17 protein-coding genes are annotated in these 18,690 nt (G+C 66.9%); 6 read left to right on the forward strand and 11 right to left on the reverse strand.

Translation table 11 applies throughout. The annotated features are described in order from the left end of the window. The first annotated feature begins 13 nt into the window (after window positions 1-13). Together D3H54_RS06830 and D3H54_RS06835 are read left to right on the forward strand one after the other, a co-directional pair. Complete coding sequence (locus D3H54_RS06830) at window positions 14-895, forward strand: polysaccharide deacetylase family protein (RefSeq protein ID WP_149378405.1); 882 nt, start codon at window positions 14-16, stop codon at window positions 893-895. Between the two features lie 11 nt (window positions 896-906). After that, entirely contained in the window at window positions 907-2,100 is a 1,194-nt protein-coding gene (locus D3H54_RS06835) for a cation:proton antiporter (RefSeq protein WP_149378406.1), read from the forward strand. A gap of 1 nt (window position 2,101) precedes the next feature. Here the strand turns inward: D3H54_RS06835 and D3H54_RS06840 are convergent, their stop codons facing one another. From D3H54_RS06840 to glpX, 3 genes are all read right to left on the reverse strand, one after another. Then, complete coding sequence (locus D3H54_RS06840) at window positions 2,102-3,496, reverse strand: hypothetical protein (protein ID WP_149378407.1); 1,395 nt, start codon at window positions 3,494-3,496, stop codon at window positions 2,102-2,104. 406 nt (window positions 3,497-3,902) lie between these two features. After that, entirely contained in the window at window positions 3,903-5,315 is a 1,413-nt protein-coding gene (locus tag D3H54_RS06845) for a class II fumarate hydratase (protein WP_083120736.1), read from the reverse strand. Window positions 5,316-5,327: 12 nt separating this feature from the next. Continuing rightward, window positions 5,328-6,359 (reverse strand): class II fructose-bisphosphatase, encoded by a 1,032-nt coding sequence (glpX, locus tag D3H54_RS06850; RefSeq protein WP_149378408.1) that lies wholly within the window; start codon window positions 6,357-6,359, stop codon window positions 5,328-5,330. Here glpX and D3H54_RS06855 point away from each other — a divergent pair. Then, window positions 6,358-7,053, forward strand: coding sequence for a DUF4245 domain-containing protein (locus D3H54_RS06855; protein WP_149378409.1), 696 nt, complete (start codon window positions 6,358-6,360; stop codon window positions 7,051-7,053). The genes glpX and D3H54_RS06855 overlap by 2 nt on opposite strands. Before the next feature lie 13 nt (window positions 7,054-7,066). Further along, on the forward strand, window positions 7,067-7,864 hold the full coding sequence (locus D3H54_RS06860) for a dienelactone hydrolase family protein (RefSeq protein ID WP_149378410.1): 798 nt from the start codon (window positions 7,067-7,069) through the stop codon (window positions 7,862-7,864). Between the two features lie 3 nt (window positions 7,865-7,867). On the opposite strand, the gene D3H54_RS06865 is transcribed toward D3H54_RS06860, so the two are convergent. After that, window positions 7,868-8,323, reverse strand: coding sequence for a pyridoxamine 5'-phosphate oxidase family protein (locus tag D3H54_RS06865; RefSeq protein ID WP_149378411.1), 456 nt, complete (start codon window positions 8,321-8,323; stop codon window positions 7,868-7,870). A gap of 56 nt (window positions 8,324-8,379) precedes the next feature. After that, a complete protein-coding gene (locus D3H54_RS06870; protein WP_149378412.1) occupies window positions 8,380-9,597 on the reverse strand; it encodes an IS110 family RNA-guided transposase in 1,218 nt (405 codons plus the stop codon). 291 nt (window positions 9,598-9,888) lie between these two features. Here D3H54_RS06870 and D3H54_RS06875 point away from each other — a divergent pair, with 291 nt between their 5' ends. Continuing rightward, window positions 9,889-11,349 (forward strand): HNH endonuclease signature motif containing protein, encoded by a 1,461-nt coding sequence (locus tag D3H54_RS06875; protein WP_149378413.1) that lies wholly within the window; start codon window positions 9,889-9,891, stop codon window positions 11,347-11,349. 136 nt (window positions 11,350-11,485) lie between these two features. Then, entirely contained in the window at window positions 11,486-12,307 is an 822-nt protein-coding gene (locus tag D3H54_RS06880; protein WP_286199151.1) for a DUF4436 domain-containing protein, read from the forward strand. On the opposite strand, the gene D3H54_RS06885 is transcribed toward D3H54_RS06880, so the two are convergent. From D3H54_RS06885 to D3H54_RS06910, 6 genes are read right to left on the reverse strand one after another with little or no spacing between them, the layout of a single operon-like run. Continuing rightward, window positions 12,304-13,467: an AI-2E family transporter gene (locus D3H54_RS06885; RefSeq protein WP_149378414.1), complete on the reverse strand. Its 1,164-nt coding sequence runs from the start codon at window positions 13,465-13,467 to the stop codon at window positions 12,304-12,306. The genes D3H54_RS06880 and D3H54_RS06885 overlap by 4 nt on opposite strands. Window positions 13,468-13,471: 4 nt before the next feature. Next, window positions 13,472-14,245, reverse strand: a complete 774-nt coding sequence (locus tag D3H54_RS06890) for an SDR family NAD(P)-dependent oxidoreductase (protein WP_149378415.1) — start codon at window positions 14,243-14,245, stop codon at window positions 13,472-13,474. Beyond that, window positions 14,242-15,309: an NAD-dependent epimerase/dehydratase family protein gene (locus tag D3H54_RS06895; protein ID WP_149378416.1), complete on the reverse strand. Its 1,068-nt coding sequence runs from the start codon at window positions 15,307-15,309 to the stop codon at window positions 14,242-14,244. Before D3H54_RS06895 ends, D3H54_RS06890 begins: the two co-directional genes overlap by 4 nt. A gap of 57 nt (window positions 15,310-15,366) precedes the next feature. Next, window positions 15,367-16,185 (reverse strand): formylglycine-generating enzyme family protein, encoded by an 819-nt coding sequence (locus D3H54_RS06900; RefSeq protein WP_502707758.1) that lies wholly within the window; start codon window positions 16,183-16,185, stop codon window positions 15,367-15,369. 34 nt (window positions 16,186-16,219) lie between these two features. Continuing rightward, complete coding sequence (locus D3H54_RS06905) at window positions 16,220-17,128, reverse strand: HAD family hydrolase (RefSeq protein WP_149383389.1); 909 nt, start codon at window positions 17,126-17,128, stop codon at window positions 16,220-16,222. Continuing rightward, window positions 17,125-18,669: an arylsulfatase gene (locus D3H54_RS06910; RefSeq protein WP_149378418.1), complete on the reverse strand. Its 1,545-nt coding sequence runs from the start codon at window positions 18,667-18,669 to the stop codon at window positions 17,125-17,127. The genes D3H54_RS06905 and D3H54_RS06910 overlap by 4 nt, the downstream gene beginning before the upstream one ends. Between the last annotated feature and the right edge of the window lie 21 nt (window positions 18,670-18,690).

The raw sequence follows: 18,690 nt of genomic DNA on the forward strand, positions 1-18,690 counted from the left end.
TAAACTCTTGGGCGTGCCGCGCCGTCCCGACAGCCTGTCCTGGTCCTACCTGCGGACCGTGATCGGTGTCGTCGCGGGTGTGGCCGTCGTCGTGATCGGGGGCTTCACCGGGCACGTCAAGGTGGCCAAGGCCGATTCCGTCGACTGCTCGGTGGTCAGATGTGTGGCGCTGACCTTCGACGACGGGCCTTCGCCGTACACCGACCGGCTGCTGGGCATCCTCAACGACAACGGTGCGAAGGCCACCTTCTTCGAGATCGGCAACAAGGTGGCCGCAAACCCGGCCGGCGCGAAGCGAGTGGTCGATGCCGGCATGGAACTCGGCAGCCACACCTGGGAGCACCCGAACATGACGGCGATCCCCCCGGAGGATGTGCCGGCCCAGTTCAGCAAGGCCAACGATGCGATCAAGGCGGCCACCGGGCAGACCCCGGTGCTGTGGCGGCCCGCCGGTGGGCTCACCAACGACGCGGTCAACAAGGTGGCAGCCCAGTACGGCCTCGCCGCGATCCTCTGGGACGTGATCCCGTTCGACTGGATGAACGACTCCAACACCGCCGCCACCCGCTACATGCTGATGACCCAGATCAAGCCCAACTCGGTGGTGCTGTTCCACGACACCTATTCGTCGACGGTCGACTTGGTCGAGCAGTTCATCCCGGTCCTCAAGGCCAACGGCTACCACCTGGTGACCGTGACCCAGATGCTGGGCCCGCGCGCGCCGGGCAGCGTGTACGGCGGCCGCGACAACGGGCCGCCGGCCAATGAGCTGCAGGACATCCCGGCCAGCGACATCCCCACCCTGCCTGCGACCCCGTCGCCGAAGCCGATGCCGAACATTCCGATCACCGATATCCCGGGGGCCAATTCCGGCGGCTCCAACAACGGCGCGTAGTCCGGCCGTAGGTGCACACCGCCACCTCGTTCGTCCTGACCCTCCTGGTCCTCGGCTACGCCGTGGTGTCGGGCTTGGTCGGCCGGTGGTACGTCGCGCCGGCGCTGATCTTCGTTGGGCTGGGAATGTTGTTCGGGCCCTTCGGTTTCAACGTGCTGCAAGCCGGCCCGGGTACCGAGGGATTCACCGTCCTGGCGCAGCTCGCGCTGACTGTAATCCTGTTCAACCAGGCCGCCAAGCTGGACCCGGCCAAGGTGTTCCGGCGCGGGCACGTCACATTCCGGCTGCTGGTGATCGGGATACCTCTGACTCTGGTGCTGGGCACGCTGACCGCGGCGGCGCTGCTGCCGGTGCTGCCGTGGTGGGAGGCGGTATGCCTGGCCGCGATCGTGGCGCCCACCGAGGTGGCGCTCATCGAGGCGCTGACCGAGGACGGCCGGATTCCGGAGCGGGTGCGCAACGCGTTGTCGGTGGAAAGCGGCTTCTACGACGGTTTTGCGCTGGCCGTGTTGTTGGCCGCGCTCGCCCTGGCCTCGGCGCACACCGACGAACGCCCCCGGGACTGGACCTGGTTTGTCGTACGCACCGAGGTGGTGTCGCTGGCCATCGGCGCGGCCGTCGGACTGCTGGGCGCGGCGGTGATCGCGTGGTCGCGGCGTCGGGAGTGGATGAATGACACCTGGGCTCAGCTGGCCACGCTGGCCGTCGCGCTGATCTGTTTCGAGTTCGGCGAGAGGGTGCATGCCAGCGGATTCGTGGCCGCCTTCACCGGCGGTCTTGCGTTCGCGGTCGTAGCGCGGCGCAGCAACACCCAAGTGTCGAACCAGGTAACGGATGCCACCGCACAGCTCCTCGAGTTGTTGGTGTTCGCGATGTTCGGCGCATTCGCGGTGATCGACGCCTGGCAGCACACCAGCTGGCGAGTGGTGCTGTTCTGCATCGTGGCGGTGTTCGGCGTGCGCCTGGTCGCGGTGCTGGTCGCATTGATCCGCACCGATCTACCCGCCTACAACCGGGTGTTCATCGGCTGGTTCGGGCCCAGGGGCATCGGCACCGTGGTGCTGGGGCTGCTGGTGATCGAGCGTGGCGAGATCCAACATCCCGATGTGCTCACCCAGGCCGGGGTGATCGCGGTGACGCTGAGCCTGGTATTGCACAGCGTCACTGCGCCCCTTGGGATTTCACGCTATCGGCAGGGCGCCTAGCCTAGGCTGCGCCGGCTCCGTCGCCTCCGCTGCCACCGGCACCACCCGTGCCGCCGTTGGCGCCGTTGTGGTTGTTGCCCGGGTTCGTGCCGTTTCCGCCGTTACCGGGCGTCGCGCCACTGCTGCCGGCGCCACCACCGCCACCGGCGCCTCCGGTTCCGCCGTTGGCACCGGTCCCTCCCGCTCCGGTCGAGCCGCCGGTACCGCCGGTGCCGCCCTTGCCGCCCTTCCCGCCTGCTCCGGTAGAGCTCGTTCCGCCCTGGCCACCCTGTCCGGCGGTGCCTGCGCCGCCTCCCGCAGCGCCCGAGCCGGTGCCGCCCTGGCCGCCGGTACCGCCCTGGCCGCCTTGGCCACCAGTGCCGCCGGCCGTGCTGCCGGTGCCGCCTTTACCGCCCTTGCCGCCGCTGCCACCGGTTCCGCCGGTGCCGTTCGCGCCAAGGTTCGCGCCGCCGGTACCACCTTGACCGCCTTGGCCGCCCGTGCCGCCGACCACGCCCGCGCCGCCGTTGCCGCCGTCGGCGCCACTGCCGGCCGGCTCGGTGGAATCGTCGCTGTTGACGCCATTTCCGCCGGTGCCACCGTCGCCGCCGTTGCCGGTCGCGCCGGTGCCGCCGAAGATCCCGCCGCTGCCGCCTGCCCCGGCGTCGCCGCCGTCACCACCGGCACCAGGCGGCACCACGCCCGACGGGTTGCCGTAACCGGCCCCGCCGGTGCCGCCCTTGCCACCGATGCCACCCGAGCCGCCGAAGAATCCGCCGCTTCCGCCCTGGCCGCCGTTTCCGGCCTTGCCTCCGGTCACCGACGAGGCGGTGCCCGCAGTGCCGGTGCCGCCCTGGCCGCCGGCGCCGCCCGCGCCGAAGAAGAGTCCGCCGTTTCCGCCGCGGCCACCGACTTGGCCGGCCAGCCCGGTGCCGCCGGTCCCGCCGGCGCCGAAGAAGAGTCCGCCGTTGCCGCCGTTGCCTCCGTTCAGGCCGTCGCCACCGCGTCCGAACAAGATGCCGGCGTTGCCGCCATTGCATTCAGTACCCGTGCAGCCGGCTTGGGCGTCGAGTCCGTCACCGATCAGCCAACCACCACGGCCGATCGGCCGAAAGACGTCGAAACCGTTGACGGTGACGGCGGAGGCGAGCGCGGTGGGTGTGAATGCACCGCCGATCAACGAGTTGTGGTTGTCGAGGAACCACAGGTCCGTGCCGGGGCTTAAGGGCGAGGGCGCCAACGGCGATCCGAACGACGCCAGTTGGACGGCGGGTGAACTGGCCACCGGGGGCGGTGTGTCGGGGGAGGACGCGAGCAGCACGCCGACACTCAGCATCGCCGTTCCGCCGACCCCGGCGGTGATGCATCGCCGTGCTGACATGCCAGCGGGACGGCCGACCTTGCGGTGTTTGGACATGCGAACCCCCTTGATTCAACGCCACCGGGCAAACTTGATTGTTTGCTGTGAGCGGATGGCTCAATGTAGGCATTTGCTGAATCAGCGGTCAAGGATTTCGGCAAAATTGTCACAGATCGGCGAAGGTGGGTGGTCCCGCGCGACAGAAGTTCACGAAATTGACGTTGCCACAGCTAAATTCGGCCGTGTTCCGAGCGGTCGGGCGCGTCCCCCGTCGGCTGAACCCCGAGGGTAGGCGTGTGTCCATGTATTTGCCATCGCGAGCAATGCTGAAATTCGGGTTAGCTGTCCCGTTGGTGATACGGCATTGTCAGCCGTGGGACTCCATGCCGAGTTTTCGCGCATAACGCCATCGAGGGGCCGGGTTGTGAACCCGGCCCCTCGATAGTGAGCGTCGCGCAAGCGCTCAGTCGCCGTCCTTGACCTTCGCCATGGCCAGCACGTCCAAGCGCTTGTCGAGTTCTTCCTCGGAGAGCTTGTCGCCGATCAGGCCGCGGTCGATGACCGTCTGCCGGATCGTCTTCTTCTCCTTGAGCGCCTGCTTGGCGACCTTCGCGGCCTCCTCGTAGCCGATCGCCGAGTTCAGCGGCGTCACGATCGACGGGGAGGACTCGGCCAGCTCGCGCAGATGCTCCTCGTTGGCGATCAGGCCGTCAATGCACTTGGTGGCGAACAACTTCGAGACGTTGGACAGCAGGGTGAACGACTCCAGCAGGTTGCGCGCCATCATCGGGATGTACACGTTCAGCTCGAACGCGCCCGACAACCCGCCGACGGTGATCGCGGCGTCGTTGCCGATGACCTGCGCGGCCACCTGGGTGACCGCTTCGGGGATCACCGGGTTGACCTTGCCCGGCATGATCGAGCTGCCCGGCTGCAGGTCGGGGAGTTGGAGCTCGCCCAGGCCGGTCAGCGGGCCCGAGCCCATCCAGCGGATGTCGTTGGCGATCTTGGTGAACGACGCGGCGATGGTCTTCAGCGCACCGGATGCCTCCACCAGCCCGTCCCGGGCGGCCTGGGCCTCGAAAGAGTCCTTCGCCGTGCGCAATTCGGCCAGACCGGTCTGCTCGACGAGCACGTCGACGACCTTGGCGCCGAAGCCGTCCGGAGCATTGAGTCCGGTGCCGACCGCGGTGCCGCCGATGGCCAGCTCACCAAGGCGGGGCAGGGTGGCCTTGACTCGTTCGATGCCGGCCTCGACCTGGCGGGCATAGCCGCCGAATTCCTGGCCGAGGGTCACCGGGACGGCGTCCATCAGGTGGGTGCGCCCGGACTTCACCACGGTGCGCCACTGGCGGGCCTTACCGGCAAGTGACTCGTGCAGCACCTCGAGTGCCGGAATCAGATGGCGCACAGCGGCTTCCGTCGCTGCGATGTGGGTGGCGGTGGGGAAGGTGTCGTTGGAGCTCTGCGACATGTTCACGTCGTCGTTCGGATGCACCGTCACGCCGTTGCGCTCACAGATCGAGGCGATCACCTCGTTGGCGTTCATGTTGGAGCTGGTGCCCGAACCGGTCTGGAAGACGTCGATGGGGAACTGGTCGTCATGCAGCCCGTCGGCGATCTCACCGGCAGCGGCGATGATGGCGTCCGCCTTCTCCGCCGAGAGCTTGCCGAGGTCCTTGTTCACCTGTGCGCACGCGGCTTTCAGCAACCCGAGCGCGCGGATCTGGGTGCGCTCGAGACCGCGGAAGGAGATCGGGAAATTCTCGACGGCCCGCTGGGTCTGGGCGCGCCACAGGGCGTCCTTCGGTACCCGGACCTCGCCCATCGTGTCGTGCTCGATGCGGTATTCGCCCTCGACAGCACTGTCGGTCATCAAACGCCTTTCTTAGGGGAGTGGATATGCGGCGGTCTTGTCCCCGGTGAAATCCACCGCGGAGTATTCGTTGAGCTTGGAGAGCCGGTGATAGGCGTCGATCATCCGGACGGTGCCGGACTTCGAACGCATGACGATCGACTGGGTGGTGCACCCGCCGCCGAAGTAGCGGACACCCTTGAGCAGGTCACCGTCGGTGACGCCGGTGGCGCAGAAGAAGACGTTCTCCCCGGCGACCAGGTCGCGGGTCGTCAGGACCCGGTCCAGATCGTGGCCGCGATCCAGAGCCTTCTGGCGTTCCTCGTCATCGGTGGGCGCGAGCTGAGCCTGGATCTCGCCGCCCATGCACCGGATCGCGGCGGCCGTGATGATGCCCTCGGGTGTGCCGCCGATACCGGCGAGCAGATCGGTGCCGGACTCCGGCCGGCAGGCCGAGATGGCGCCCGCGACGTCGCCGTCGGAGATCAGCCGGATGCGGGCGCCGGCGTCGCGGACCTCGGCCATCAGCTTGGTGTGCCGGGGCCGATCCAGGATGCAGACGGTGATGTCGGAGACCGAGGCCTTGCGGACCTTGGCGATGCGCTGGATGTTGGCGGCGATCGGCGAGGTGATGTCGATGAAGTCGGCGACGTCGGGGCCGCCGGCGATCTTGTTCATGTAGAACACCGCCGACGGGTCGAACATCGCGCCGCGCTCGGCGACCGCGAGCACCGAGATCGCGTTCGGCATGCCCTTGCTCATCAGGGTGGTGCCGTCCACCGGATCGACGGCGAAGTCGCAGTCCGGCCCGTCGCCATTGCCGACCTCTTCACCGTTGTAGAGCATCGGGGCGTTGTCTTTTTCGCCCTCACCGATCACCACGACGCCGCGCATCGACACCGAGTTGACCAGCTCACGCATGGCGTCGACGGCGGCGCCGTCACCACCTTCCTTGTCGCCTCGGCCGACCCACCGGCCGGCGGCCATGGCGCCTGCTTCGGTTACCCGAACCAATTCGAGGGCGAGGTTGCGATCGGGCGCTTCACGGCGGCGGGCGTCTGGCATGGCTGAGATTGTCCCAGAAGCCGGCCAGCCGTCCAGACCTGGGATACTGGCAGGCGTGAGTACCTCGTCCGAGACCGGCATACCGCCCCGGGAGCCCAAGCCCAGGCTGCTCCAGGACGGTCGCGACATGTTCTGGTCGCTGGCGCCCTTGATCGTGGCCTGCATCGTGCTGGCCGGGCTGGTGGGGATGTGTTCGGTACGGCCCAACAGCCCTCGAGACGGGACACCACCGCCGTACGACGCGGCCGCGGCGCTGAAGGCCGACGCTGAGACATTGGCCATCCCGATCCGGTTGCCGCAGGTCCCCGCCGGCTGGCGGGCCAACTCCGGCAGCCGCGGCGGAATCGACGCCGGGCGTACCGACGCCACCGGGCAGCGCCAGCGCGCCGTCACCGCGACCGTCGGCTACCTCGCCGCGTCCAAGATGTATGTGAGCCTCACCCAGAGCAATGCCGACGAGCAGGCGCTGGTGGGCTCGATCCACCGGTCGATGTATCCCACCGGCGCCCAGGACGTCGACGGCGTGAAGTGGATCGTCTACGAGGGCGGTGAGGGTACCGAGCCGGTGTGGACCACTCGCCTCGACAGCCAGGCCGGCCCCGCTCAAATCGCCATAACCGGGGCCGGGAGCAGCGACGACTTCCGTACGCTGGCCGTTGCCACACAGACGCAGAAGCCCCTGCCGCCCGGCTGATGAGGAGACGTCAATGCCCGGACCTGAAGCCGATCTGACCGGATGGGTCGGCGCGCCGTTCACGGCAGCCGGTATCACCCATGACGTCTACCGCAAGGGCGAGGGGCCCGGGGTGGTGCTGATCCCGGAGATTCCCGGCGTGCACCCCGGTGTCCTGGCATTGGGAAACTATTTGGTGGACAACGGGTTTACCGTGGCGATCCCCTCGTTGTTCGGCACTCCGGAGGCGCCGTCGATGACGCCGGCGATGGTGCCGGTGCTGGCGCGCGCATGCGTGGCCCGGGAGTTCGCCGCGTTCGCGACGAACAAGGATCGGCCCGTGACGCAGTATCTGCGTGCGCTGGCGCGGGATCTGAAGGCGAAGGCCGGCGGCAAGGGTGTCGGGGTGATCGGGCAGTGCTTCTCCGGTGGTTTCGCGCTGGCGGCCGCCGTCGACGACAGTGTGCTTGCCTCGGTGCTCAGTCAGCCGTCGGTGCCGATCGCCTTGACGCCCAAGCAGAAACGCGACCCCGGGATGAGTGAGGGCGAGCTGAAGGTGATCGAGAAGCGGGCCGCCGAAGAGGGCTTGTGCGCGATGGGTCTGCGCTTCAGTGAGGATCCGATGGCGCCGGCCGAGCGGTTCAAGACGCTCAAGGACAGGCTCGGTGACTCGTTCGAGGTCATCGAGATCGACTCGTCGAAGGGCAACGCCGGCGGCTTCGGCCGGATGGCGCACTCGGTGCTCGCTCTCGAGGTGCGCGAGGTCGAGGGGCACCCGGCCTTCGAGGCGCGCAAGCGGGTTGTCCAGTTCCTCAAGGACCGGCTGACCTGAGGGCTATTCGCGCTCGACGGCTTTCAGACCATGGGTGGGTGTCCACCACTCGATGACGAGAAGTGTGGCGGCGTCGTTGAGGTGGGTGAGCACGACCTCGGTGATGTCGGCGCGGAAGAGGTCGCCGTCGGGACCGTCGGGGATGGGACCGCAGGGAACGGCCCGTCCGGCGATCTTCGCCTCGCCGGGCCATTCCGCTTCGTTGCCTTCGACCGGGTCGACGGTCGCGGTGTGCAGCGCGAAGCGGGGATCGCGGCTTAGGTCGGAACCCTTGCGTGCGTTGGGCATTGAGCCGAACGTCAGCTCGCCGTGGGCGAAGGTGCATTCGATGCCGGAGATTCGCGGTGACCCGTCGGCACGCAGGGTCGCAATGGTCTTGTGCTTGTGCGCGTCGAACAGTGCCTGAACGCGGTCCGCGAACTCAGGCTCCGCGGTCCGGATGTCTCGCCACGTCGTCATGTGGTCAATGCTGACATCAGGCTCGTCAAACGTGATGCTCCTATCTGTGTTAGGAGTCAAGCGGCGTCAATGTGGTGGGTGTTGAGCCAGTGGCGGTAGGTGGTGGCCAGGGTGTCGTGGCGTTGGAGTCCGCGTTCGAGTCGTGAGATGACGGTGGGCCAGACGCCGAGGTGTTGTGCGGCGCTGGTCAGGGTGATGTTTCGGGCTTGTCGGGTGGGTCTGAGGTCGCTGTAGTCATCGATTGGGCAGGGTGCGGTGAGGTGTTTGAACATCTCGCGGGCGATGGCGCGTTTGAGTAGGCGCAGGACGTCTTTTTTGGATCTGCCGGCGGCGAGTTGGCGGGCGGCGTAGGTGCGGGTGTGTTCGTCGTGAGACCAGCGGACCAGCGCGATGCGGTGCAGGGCGTTGTTGGCGGCTCGGTCTCCGCCGCGGGAGAGCCGGTGGCGGGTGGTTTTGCCGGAGGAGGCCGGGATAGGGGCCACCCCGGCGAGGCGGGCGAAGGCGGCCTCGGAGCGCAGTCGGTCGGTGTTGGCGCCGGCGGTGATCAGCAACTGGGCGGCGGTGTCGGGACCTACCCCGAAGGCGGCGCGTAGCGCGGGGTTCAGGGCGCGGGTCATGGTGTCGAGTTGGGTGGTCAGCTCGCCGATTTGGCGCTCGAGGAACTCGATGCGCTGGGCCAGGGCTTTGCAGGCGGTGAGGACCGCGTTAGTGGTCGGGTCGTGGTGGGCGGTGGGCCGGCAGCGCGCTAACGCCTGCACCAGCCGCAAGGTTGTCGGGTAGCGGCGGTAGCGCTCGCGCAGGTCAGCCGGTGCGGTGACGAGCAGGTCTTTGATCTGCTGGATGGCTGCGCTGCGGGCTTTGATGCCGCCACGGCGGGCGATCAGGAGGGCTTTGAGCGCACCGGTGGTGCGGTCTTTGGGAACTGCTAGACCGTGACCGGATAGCACCGCGCGGGCGGCACTGTAGGCATCCAACGGGTCGGACTTGCCGTGACGGCGCCGAGCGCCGCGGTCGGGCCGATTGACTTCGACGACGTGAATATCGTTGTCCTGCAACGCTTGGGTGAACCCGGCGCCGTAGCTGCTGGTGCCCTCCACCCCGGCAATGAACACCTCCCCGAAGCTTCGGGCCCAGGTGATCGCGACGTAGTAGCCGGTCGGGTTGGTCCTGAATTCGGCATCGCCGAGGGGTTGACCGCTATCGGTCAGTGCTGCGAGGTGAATGGTGTCGAGATGGGTATCGACGCCGATGACGACGCGGCGTGGGGATGTCACGATGGTGGGTGTCCTCTCCGTTTTGCGGCGGTGGGTGACAACCCGGCGGGACGGGCAGACAAGACATTGACGAGGGAACTGTCCAGGCTCCTGATTAAGTCATGTCCGCCCCGCCGGGCTCTCGTTTGCGGTGCCTGACCGCACGGCGCTGGTGAGACAAATCAATTGGAAGACAACCCAACAGGGCATCAGTCGGACCACGAGTCATCACCAACGGCGAACGGCCAAGACCATCTCACCCGAACCCGTTTAACAGAATCAATGTCGGACCGCCATGGCACTATCGAACGTATGTTCGGAACCAGCCGGCTGCACGACTACTTCGAGCCGTCGGAGACGGCTGAGTCGCGTGCCCTGCTGACCAGCATCGTCGCCTCCGCGCGGGCGGAGAATCAGACGGCTGCCCGGCGGTTGGCGGCGATCGCCGAACTCTTCGAACTGCGTCGCCGCGAACGCGGAGAACGAGAAGACTGGGCCGTCGACACCTGGGCGGCGGTCGGCGCCGAAGTCTCTGCCGCGCTGCGGATCAGCTCGGCCAAGGCGGGCAGCTACATGAACTACGGCTTGGCGATGAAGCAGTTGCCCTCGGTCGCGGCCATCTTCATCGCCGGCGATATCGATGTGCAGATGTTCCAGACGGTCGTTTATCGCACCGCCTTGATCACCGATGACGCCGTCCTCGCCGAGGTGGACCGGCGGCTGGCGCAGCGGGCGGCGCGGTGGCCGTCGATGACGCGCGGTCGGTTGGCATCCGAGATCGACCGCATCGTGGCCAAGCACGACCCCGACGCGGTGCGCAGGGTTCGCGAGAAGGTCCGCGACCGCGAGGTGGTGTTCGGCGACGAGGACCACGGATGCGTCGAGGTGATTGCACGGTTGGCGACAACCGACGCCGAGATGTTCCGGCAGCGGCTCGACGCGCTGGCCAACTCGGTGTGTGAGGCCGACCCGCGCACAGCAGACCAGAGACATGCCGATGCCTACGGCGCCATGGCGGTCAGCGCGGACCGGCTGGCCTGCCGGTGCGGCGACCCGGACTGCCCGGCCGCGTGCCGGCCCGCGCCGGGGCCGGTGGTGATTCACATCGTCGCCGAGCAAGCCACCGTCGACGGGCGCTCCGATGATCCCGGCTACCTGATGGGTGCCGATTCGGTGATCCCGGCGGAGGTGGTGGCCGAACTGGCCAAGGGGGCCACGCTCAGTCCGCTGACGCACCCCGCCGATCTTGCGGCCGAGCGGGGATACCGCCCATCACGCGCACTCGCCGACTTCGTGCGCGCTCGCGATCTCACCTGCCGCGCACCGGGCTGCGACCGGCCGGCCTCGCACTGCGATCTGGACCATACGGTTCCGTATCCGTACGGCCCCACGCATGCCGGCAACCTCAAATGCCTATGTCGTCGTTGTCATATCTTGAAGACGTTCTGGGGTTGGCGTGACACGCAATTGGCTGATGGCACGGTCATCTGGGAGCTGCCCGGGGATCAGACGTATGTGACCACGCCTGGCAGTGCGGTGTTGTTCCCGAGTTTGATGACGCCGACGCTGCCGCCGCTGCACCGACTCGCCGACATCGACGCACCGGGTGATCGCACGCTGTTCATGCCGCGTCGCAAGACCACGCGAGGGCAGAACCGTGCGAAGTACATCGCCGCCGAGCGTCGGCACAACCACCGACAGCGAAGATCCCGACACAGTGCACTGTTCGGACCCGCACCGCCGTTGAACAGCGATGATCCGCCTCCGTTCTAAAGGAGGAAAGGCCAGCGCGGTCGCGTGCGTCAATATACGATTCCCGCGTGACCACCGCCGCCCCCCCGCCGAGCCGCAGACTCCGGCTCCCACCGCGAAACCCGCGTCACGTGGCAAGACTGTCGCCATCCTCACCGTGCTGGTCGTCGTGCTGGCCTACATCGTCACGTTGTTCGGCTACTGGTGGCTGTCCGGCTCCGCCAAGGAGCTGGAGGCGTCGGGCGAAGGCAATGGATCAGAGACAACAGTGCTGATCACGTTGCAGGCATTGCGCACCGTCGACTACAAAGTGGACGCCAAAGTGCTTGTCATCCCGGCTGATTCGCTGGTGGATGAGAAGTTGGACACCCTCAAGGAAGACATCGCGGTGCGGTTGCATCCGTGGAACTCTTTGGGCGACTTGAAGTTCCCGGCCGGTGCCGCACCCGCGGAGGTGACGACGACCATCGACGTCGACGGCGACGTGAACACCTGGCCGTTCGATCGCTACCAAACCCAAGGCATCAGCGCCGACCTGCTGGTGGGTGAGGGCGACGATCGCAAGATCATCCCGGCCAAGGTTCAGATTGCCGGCGCATTGCAGGGTTGGGACCTGTCCAGCGAGCAGGTCGCCCCGTCGCCCGCGGCCAAGGGTGACGGCGACGCCACGCAGGTGACCTTCAGCCGAGCCCTCGGCCCGCTGGCATTCGACCTCGGCATCGTCATCGTGCTGCTCACCCTGCCGACCATCGCGATCTTCACCTCGGTGCTCGTGATCACCAGGCGCAAGCAGTTCCAGATGCCGTTCGCAACGTGGTACGCCGCAATGCTGTTCGCGATCGTCCCGCTGCGCAACATCCTGCCGGGCGCACCGCCGCCGGGCGCGTGGATCGACATGGCCCTGGTGCTGTGGGTGATCGTCGCCCTGGTCGCCGCCATGGTGATGGTCGTCATCTCCTGGTTCAAGCAGGTCGACTAGCTTTCGGCCGGCTCGCCGTCCGCGGCGACCGCCGTCGTCTCGGCCTGGATGCGCCGCCGGAACAACCGGCGGCGTTTCTCGGGCGGCTCGTGCGACGTCATCTCCACGCCCTTGTACACGGCCAGGTACACCGCGATCGTCGTGACGATGATGATCATCAGGACCGGGCCCAGCACGATGCCCCAGAAGCCGAACATGGCGATCCCGGAGAACACCGCGAGCAGCATCAGCGCGGGATCCAGCCGGGCCTCGCGCGGCACCAGGATGGGGCGCAGGAAGTTGTCGACGTTGGTGACGCCGATGATGTGGAACAGCACCACGAACAGGCCGCCGGCGATGTTGCCGAACAACATCATCCCGATGCCGAACGGGATGGTGATGATGCCGCTGCCCAGCGGAATGACCGACAGCGCGGTGAGGAAGATCGCGAAGATGAAAAACCCGTTGTGGAACCCGCCGATGTAGATCGACGCCGCACCCAGCAAGCCCTGAACCAGCGCAATGATGAACTGTCCCTTGACCGTTCCCTTCACCATCGCGCCCATCTTGGCCAGGTAGAGGTCGGTGACCTCTTCGCCCAGCGGGTTGAGGCGGCGGATCAGCGTCAGCAGCTGCTCCTGATTGGTCAGCAGCGAGACCAACACGTACAAGAAGATGATCGCCGATGTGACGACGCCGATCGCCCCGCCCGCGGCGCCCTGCAATGCGTGCAGCAGCCAGCGGCCGACGCCCTGAGAGACGCTGACCAGGTTGCCCCGGACCGACTCGGTGGTGACCGAGAAGTGGCCGAACGGCAGTTTGGCCAGCGCATGATTGATGTAGGTGAGCGCGTGGTCGCCGACGGTCGACATGTCGGCGTTCTGCACCCACTCCGCCACATGCACCACCATGTGCGAAACCTGAAGCACCGCAAGCGTTAACAGCGCGCCCACCGGAATGATGACAGTGGCCAGCGCGGCCAGCACCGTCATCGTCGCCGACAACCCGGTCCCGAACCGGCGCCGGCACCGGTTGTACAGCGGGGTGAACAGATAGGCGACGATCGCCGCGATCACCACCAGGATGAAGTAGTGCCGCAGGAAGTAGGCACCCAGCAGCACGGCGATCAGCGTGACGATCGCCAGAGCGCGCTTCTGGGTGGCGGTGAACTCGGTGTTCACCGAACTACTGGTTCATCAGCCGGGTCAGGTGCTCCGCAATGTTGGGGTAGCGCTTGAGGTGTGCGCCGCCGTTGAGGTCGAGGATCTCGCCGGTGAGCCAGGACGACTGAGGCGAACACAGGAAGGCGACCGCGTCGGCGATGTCCTGCGGCGTTCCCGCCCGGCCCAGCGCCGTGTTCTCGACGTACTCGTCGACGACACCGGGGACCATGGCCGCGCCTTCGGTCAGCGGCGTGTGCACGAAGCCGGGAGCGACGGCATTGACACGGATCCCGCGCGGACCCATTTCCAGCGCCGCCACCTGGGTAAGCATCGACAAGCCGGCCTTCGCCGCGCAGTACGCGCTCATCCCCACTGCCGGCTGCCGGGCGTTGAGCGACGTCAGCGACACCAGCGCACCGCCCTCGCCGAGATGGCGGCCGGCATGCTTCATCACCAGGAACGCACCGTTGAGGCAGACATCGACGACCGAGCGGAACTGCTCGGCGTCGAGCTCGGTGATGACACCGAAGCCGCTGAACCCCGCACAGTTCACCACCACGTGCAGGCCGCCTTCGCGGGCCGCGACGCCGTCGAAAAGCGTTGCCACCGAGGCTTCGTCGGTGACTTCGACCTCCGCCCACGTGTGCGGATCACCCAGTGTCGCCGCGCGTTCGCGGGCCAGATCGGTGTTGCGGTCGGCGATCGTCACGCGCATGCCCTGGGCCGCCAGCGTCTGGGCCGTCGCCCAGCCGATCCCGGAAGCGCCTCCGACAATCACGGCTACCTGCTCGGTCATGACACCTTCCCGTCGTTCTCCGGAGCTCCCCACTTGCGCCGCACGGCCTCCCACGGGTTGCCGTACCCGGGCGGCTGACCGTAGTACGGCGACTGGCGTTTGAGGTACTCCCGCGCCAACGGTGCGATCATCCGGAAGGCGTAGCGCTTCCAGCCGACCTTGTCCGCGGTCTCGGCCAGCATGTCGGGCCAGGAGTAGTGCTGGTGTTTGAGCACCTGCTGCGCGGATGCCGAGTCCATCCAGTCGGTGGCGAACCAGCCGCCGTCATCGTTCGGGTCGCCCTTGCGTCCCGGGGGCAGCGCGCCGACCAAGCCCATCGCCGCCGTCGTCGCCGACCCGATATCGCCCTGCCGCAGCCGGTGGGTGTCGTCGCCGCCGATCAGCAGGGTCTGGCCCAGGACGTCGGCCGTGGTGGCCGCCGCGAATGCGAACGCCACATCGCGGACGTCGACGGTCTGCAGGCGCCCGTCGGCGGGCAGCACGCCTTCGAAGAAGATCAGGTTGGGGTCCATCCCGAGGTTGGGTTCGGTGGTCAGCACCCCGCCGAGTCGCAGGATCACCCAGTCCAGACTCGACGCGCGCACCAGAGCCTCGGCTTCGACCTTGTGCTTGCCGTAGTTGTCGTACGGGTTGACCGGCGTCTGTGCGGTCAGCACATCGGTGATGTGATGCGGGTTGCGCGGCCCGTAGACGGCGATACTGGAGGCCTGCACCAGACGCGCCGGATGGGGATGCGCCTCAAGGGCTTTCACCAGATTCGCGGTCGCCCCGACGTTGACTTTGTAAGCCAGTTGCGGTTTGGCGTAACACAGCGGGGGGATCACCGCGGCCAGGTGGATTACGGCGGCGGGGGAGACCTCGGCCAGCAGCTTCTCGACCGCGGCCGGGTCGGTGAGGTCCGCCCACCGCACCTGGACTCCGGCGGGGAGACCGGCGGCGGCCTTCTGCGTTGCCGGGGTTTCGAGGTCGGTGGCGACCACCTGGCGGCCGGTGGCCGCCAGCTGCTTGACGGTGGCACTTCCCACCAACCCGAACGCGCCGGTTACCAGCACAGCGTCGGACATCGAACTCCCTCCCGGTCTGAGAACGCGTTCTAGTGAAGCACGGGCGAGGTACCGGTCCTATCGCTTCACGCAGCGGAAGCCGATATGGCTCATCCCGGTGTCGACCATCTGCGGCCGGCGCGCGGCGGGACGGTAGCGCATGCAGTAGCTGTCGGCGCATAGGAACGATCCGCCCTTGACGACCTTGCGTGGAACCGTGAACTGCGGTTGCGCGGGGTCATGGCTGGCTGCCTCGCTGCCCGCCCACCAATCGGTGGTCCACTCCCAGACGTTGCCTGCCATGTCGAAGAGTCCGTATCCGTTGGGCGGGAAGGAGCCGACGTCGGTGGTGCGTCCGTAGCCGGGTTCCGGACGCCAGGGGAAATCGCCGTGCCAATAGTTCGCCAGCCGCTCGCCGGGCCCTTCCGGTTGATCACCCCACGTGTAGTCGGCCTGCTCGTGCCCGCCGCGGGCGGCGGTCTCCCATTCGGCCTCGGTCGGCAAGACCAGTCCGGCCCAGGTTGCGTACGCAGTGGCGTCGTCGAACGCGACGTGGACGACCGGGTGCTCGGCGCGCTTGGCGATCGAGGAACCGGGGCCCAACGGGTGCCGCCACGAGGCGCCCGGCGTCCAGGTCCACCACTGGCTGAGGTGACGCAAGTCAACGGGCCCGCTGGTGCGGCGGAACACCATCGAGCCCGGTTGCAGGTTCGCGGCGGGTGCGCCGGGATAGTCCGCGGGGTTCAGCGGACGCTCGGCGACGGTGAGATAACCGGTGGCCGAGACGAATTCGGTGAACTCTGCATTGGTGACCTGACGGGGCTGGATCCTGAAGCCGTCAACGGTCACCGGTCGAGCGGGAGCTTCTTCGGGGTAGTGCCGATCGGATCCCAGCATGACGGTCTGCCCCGGGATCGCAACCAGCTCGGGTTCAGTCACTGAAGACGGTTTTCCAGTCGTCGCGCATGCTGGCCCGGCTCCAGCCGGATTTCTCGGCGTGGTCCATCGCCTTCTCCGCGCCTGCGGTGTAGGCGAATTCACGCTCGGCGTCGTCGTGGTGGACCATCATCGCCAGCGACGGGCCTCGGCCTGCCGTGGCGTATTGCAGCATCTCGATATCGCCGTTGGAGTTGCCCGCGGCGAAGATCGGCCGCCGGCCCACCCGGCCCCAGATGCGCACCGGCTTGACCGGACCGTCGTTGAGGAACTCCGGTTGGGCGGTGGTCAGCAGTTCGCCGTTCTGGAAGATCAGACCGACCGAACTACCGATCACCCGTTCCGGCGGGACGCCGTACATCGGGGTGGTGACGGGGCGCATGAAGTCGCGGCCTCCGCCGGAGACGATGTAGTTGGTGAAGCCGAATGACTCGAGGTAGCGCAGCAATTCGACCATCGGCGCATAACCGCAGGCGGTGTACGGCCGACCCAGCGTCGGGTGCTTGGCATCGGCGAAAAACGCGTTGACACGCGCCGCGTGTTCCTCGGTGGTGACGGTGGCATTGGCCGAAAGGACAGCCTTGGCAAGCAGTTTCAGGTCCGAGTCGTCGCCGTTGTAGTGCTTGGTGACAGCCTCGCCGAACCACCCCAGGTCGCCGGCCGCCGCCGCGGTGTACGGCTGTTCGGCGGCCAGCGCGGGATCAGCCGCCACCTGTTCGGCGATCCGGCGCACCAGGAAGTCGAGCTGGATGTACGCCGGTTTCTCGCACCACAGTGTGCCGTCGTTGTCGAACACGGCGATACGTTCCTCCGGCGCAACCGTATCGGCCGCGCGTGCCGCGAAGTCGACGATCGCCGACTTCGCGGCTCCGTCGTGCCAGGAGTCCAGGTCAGCCAACGTCAGGCGCCCACCGACTCCAGAGACTTCTTCAGCTTCTCCACCGCGGCGGTGATGGTGAACGACGCCGGCTCGGCTCGCGGTGGGAATTCCTTGAACGTGTCGAGGAATCGCAGGACGAGTGCGTTGGCGTACAGGCAGATGAAGATTCGCTCCAATACCCAGTCCCAGTACGTGTTCGACGTGACGTCGGCGTGTTCGAACGGATCCGTGCGCAGGTTGAACAGCTTGGGTGCCCGCAGTTCGGTGAACGGTTCGAACCAGATCTGCAATGTGCCCTGGCAACGCTGCTCCAGAAAGACGACTTTCCAGTTCTCGTAGCGGACCCCGAGCACGTCGCAGTCGTCGGAGAAGTAGATCAACCCGCGACGCGGGCACTCGTCGGCCTCACCGGTCAGATACGGCAGCAGGTTGTAGCCGTCGATGTGAACGTGATAGGTCTTGTCCCCGATCGTGTGACCTTGCTTGAGCTTGTCGATGATGTTCGGCTCACCGGCGGCCGCCAAGAACGTCGGCAGCCAATCATGATGTTGGACAATCTCATTGGACACCTCCCCGGAGGGGATCTTTCCTGGCCAGCGGATCATCTCCGGAATCCGGAAGGCGCCCTCCCAGCCGGTGTTCTTTTCGCTGCGGAACGGTGTGGTAGCGCCGTCGGGCCAGCTGTTTGCGTGCGGACCGTTGTCGGTGGAATACATCACGATGGTGTCCTCGGCGATGCCGAGTTCGTCGAGGCAGTCCAGCACCTGACCGACATTGCGGTCATGGTCGATCATCGTGTCGTGGTAAGGCGACTGCCAACGGCCGGCCTGCCCGAGGCTTTCCGGTTTGGTATGGGTGCGGAAGTGCATGTGCGTCATGTTCATCCACACGAAGAACGGGGTGTATGACTCGGCTTGGCGCTTGATGAAGTCGACGCACGCCTCGGTGGTCTCGTCGTCGATGGTTTCCATCCGCTTTTTGGTCAGCGGCCCGGTGTCCTCGATGCGCTGTCTGCCCAGCGGACCGAACCGCTCGTCCACCTCGTCGGAGGCCTCCTCGGTCGCCCAGGAGTGGATGACGCCGCGGGGGAGCAGCATCTTGCGCAGCAGCGGCGCCTCTTCCTCGGTCGGGTAGTCCGGGTTCTCCGGCTCCTCCTCGGCGTTGAGGTGATAAAGGTTGCCAAAGAATTCGTCGAAGCCGTGCGCGGTGGGCAGGTGCTTGTTCAGGTCGCCCAGGTGGTTCTTGCCGAACTGTCCGGTGGCGTACCCGAGCGGCTTGAGCAGCTCGGCGATGGTCGGGTCCTCGGCGGACAGGCCCATGTCGACGCCCGGCATGCCGACCTTGCTCAGCCCGGTGCGGTAGACGCTCTGCCCGGTGATGAACGAGGATCGGCCGGCTGTGCAACTCTGCTCGCCGTAAGAGTCGGTGAACCGCATTCCCTCTTTGGCCACGCGGTCGATGTTCGGGGTGCGGTAGCCCATCAGCCCGTCGCTGTAGCAGCTCAGGTTGGTGATGCCGATGTCATCGCCCCAGATGACCAAGATGTTGGGTTTTCCGTCAGGCATGTTCAGAAGCTAGGCCAACCG

Source organism: Mycobacterium sp. ELW1 (genome assembly GCF_008329905.1).
In the GTDB taxonomy this organism is placed as follows: Bacteria; Actinomycetota; Actinomycetes; order Mycobacteriales; family Mycobacteriaceae; genus Mycobacterium.

Excerpts from the sequence above, each read along its gene's own strand:
- D3H54_RS06840 (WP_149378407.1), bottom strand. The coding sequence starts at position 3,496 with ATGTCCAAACACCGCAAGGTCGGCCGTCCCGCTGGCATGTCAGCACGG.
- D3H54_RS06845 (WP_083120736.1), bottom strand. The coding sequence starts at position 5,315 with ATGACCGACAGTGCTGTCGAGGGCGAATACCGCATCGAGCACGACACG.
- D3H54_RS06855 (WP_149378409.1), top strand. The coding sequence starts at position 6,358 with ATGGCTGAGATTGTCCCAGAAGCCGGCCAGCCGTCCAGACCTGGGATA.
- glpX (WP_149378408.1), bottom strand. The coding sequence starts at position 6,359 with ATGCCAGACGCCCGCCGCCGTGAAGCGCCCGATCGCAACCTCGCCCTC.
- D3H54_RS06860 (WP_149378410.1), top strand. The coding sequence starts at position 7,067 with ATGCCCGGACCTGAAGCCGATCTGACCGGATGGGTCGGCGCGCCGTTC.
- D3H54_RS06865 (WP_149378411.1), bottom strand. The coding sequence starts at position 8,323 with ATGACGACGTGGCGAGACATCCGGACCGCGGAGCCTGAGTTCGCGGAC.
- D3H54_RS06875 (WP_149378413.1), top strand. The coding sequence starts at position 9,889 with ATGTTCGGAACCAGCCGGCTGCACGACTACTTCGAGCCGTCGGAGACG.
- D3H54_RS06890 (WP_149378415.1), bottom strand. The coding sequence starts at position 14,245 with ATGACCGAGCAGGTAGCCGTGATTGTCGGAGGCGCTTCCGGGATCGGC.
- D3H54_RS06895 (WP_149378416.1), bottom strand. The coding sequence starts at position 15,309 with ATGTCCGACGCTGTGCTGGTAACCGGCGCGTTCGGGTTGGTGGGAAGT.
- D3H54_RS06900 (WP_502707758.1), bottom strand. The coding sequence starts at position 16,185 with ATGCTGGGATCCGATCGGCACTACCCCGAAGAAGCTCCCGCTCGACCG.
- D3H54_RS06910 (WP_149378418.1), bottom strand. The coding sequence starts at position 18,669 with ATGCCTGACGGAAAACCCAACATCTTGGTCATCTGGGGCGATGACATC.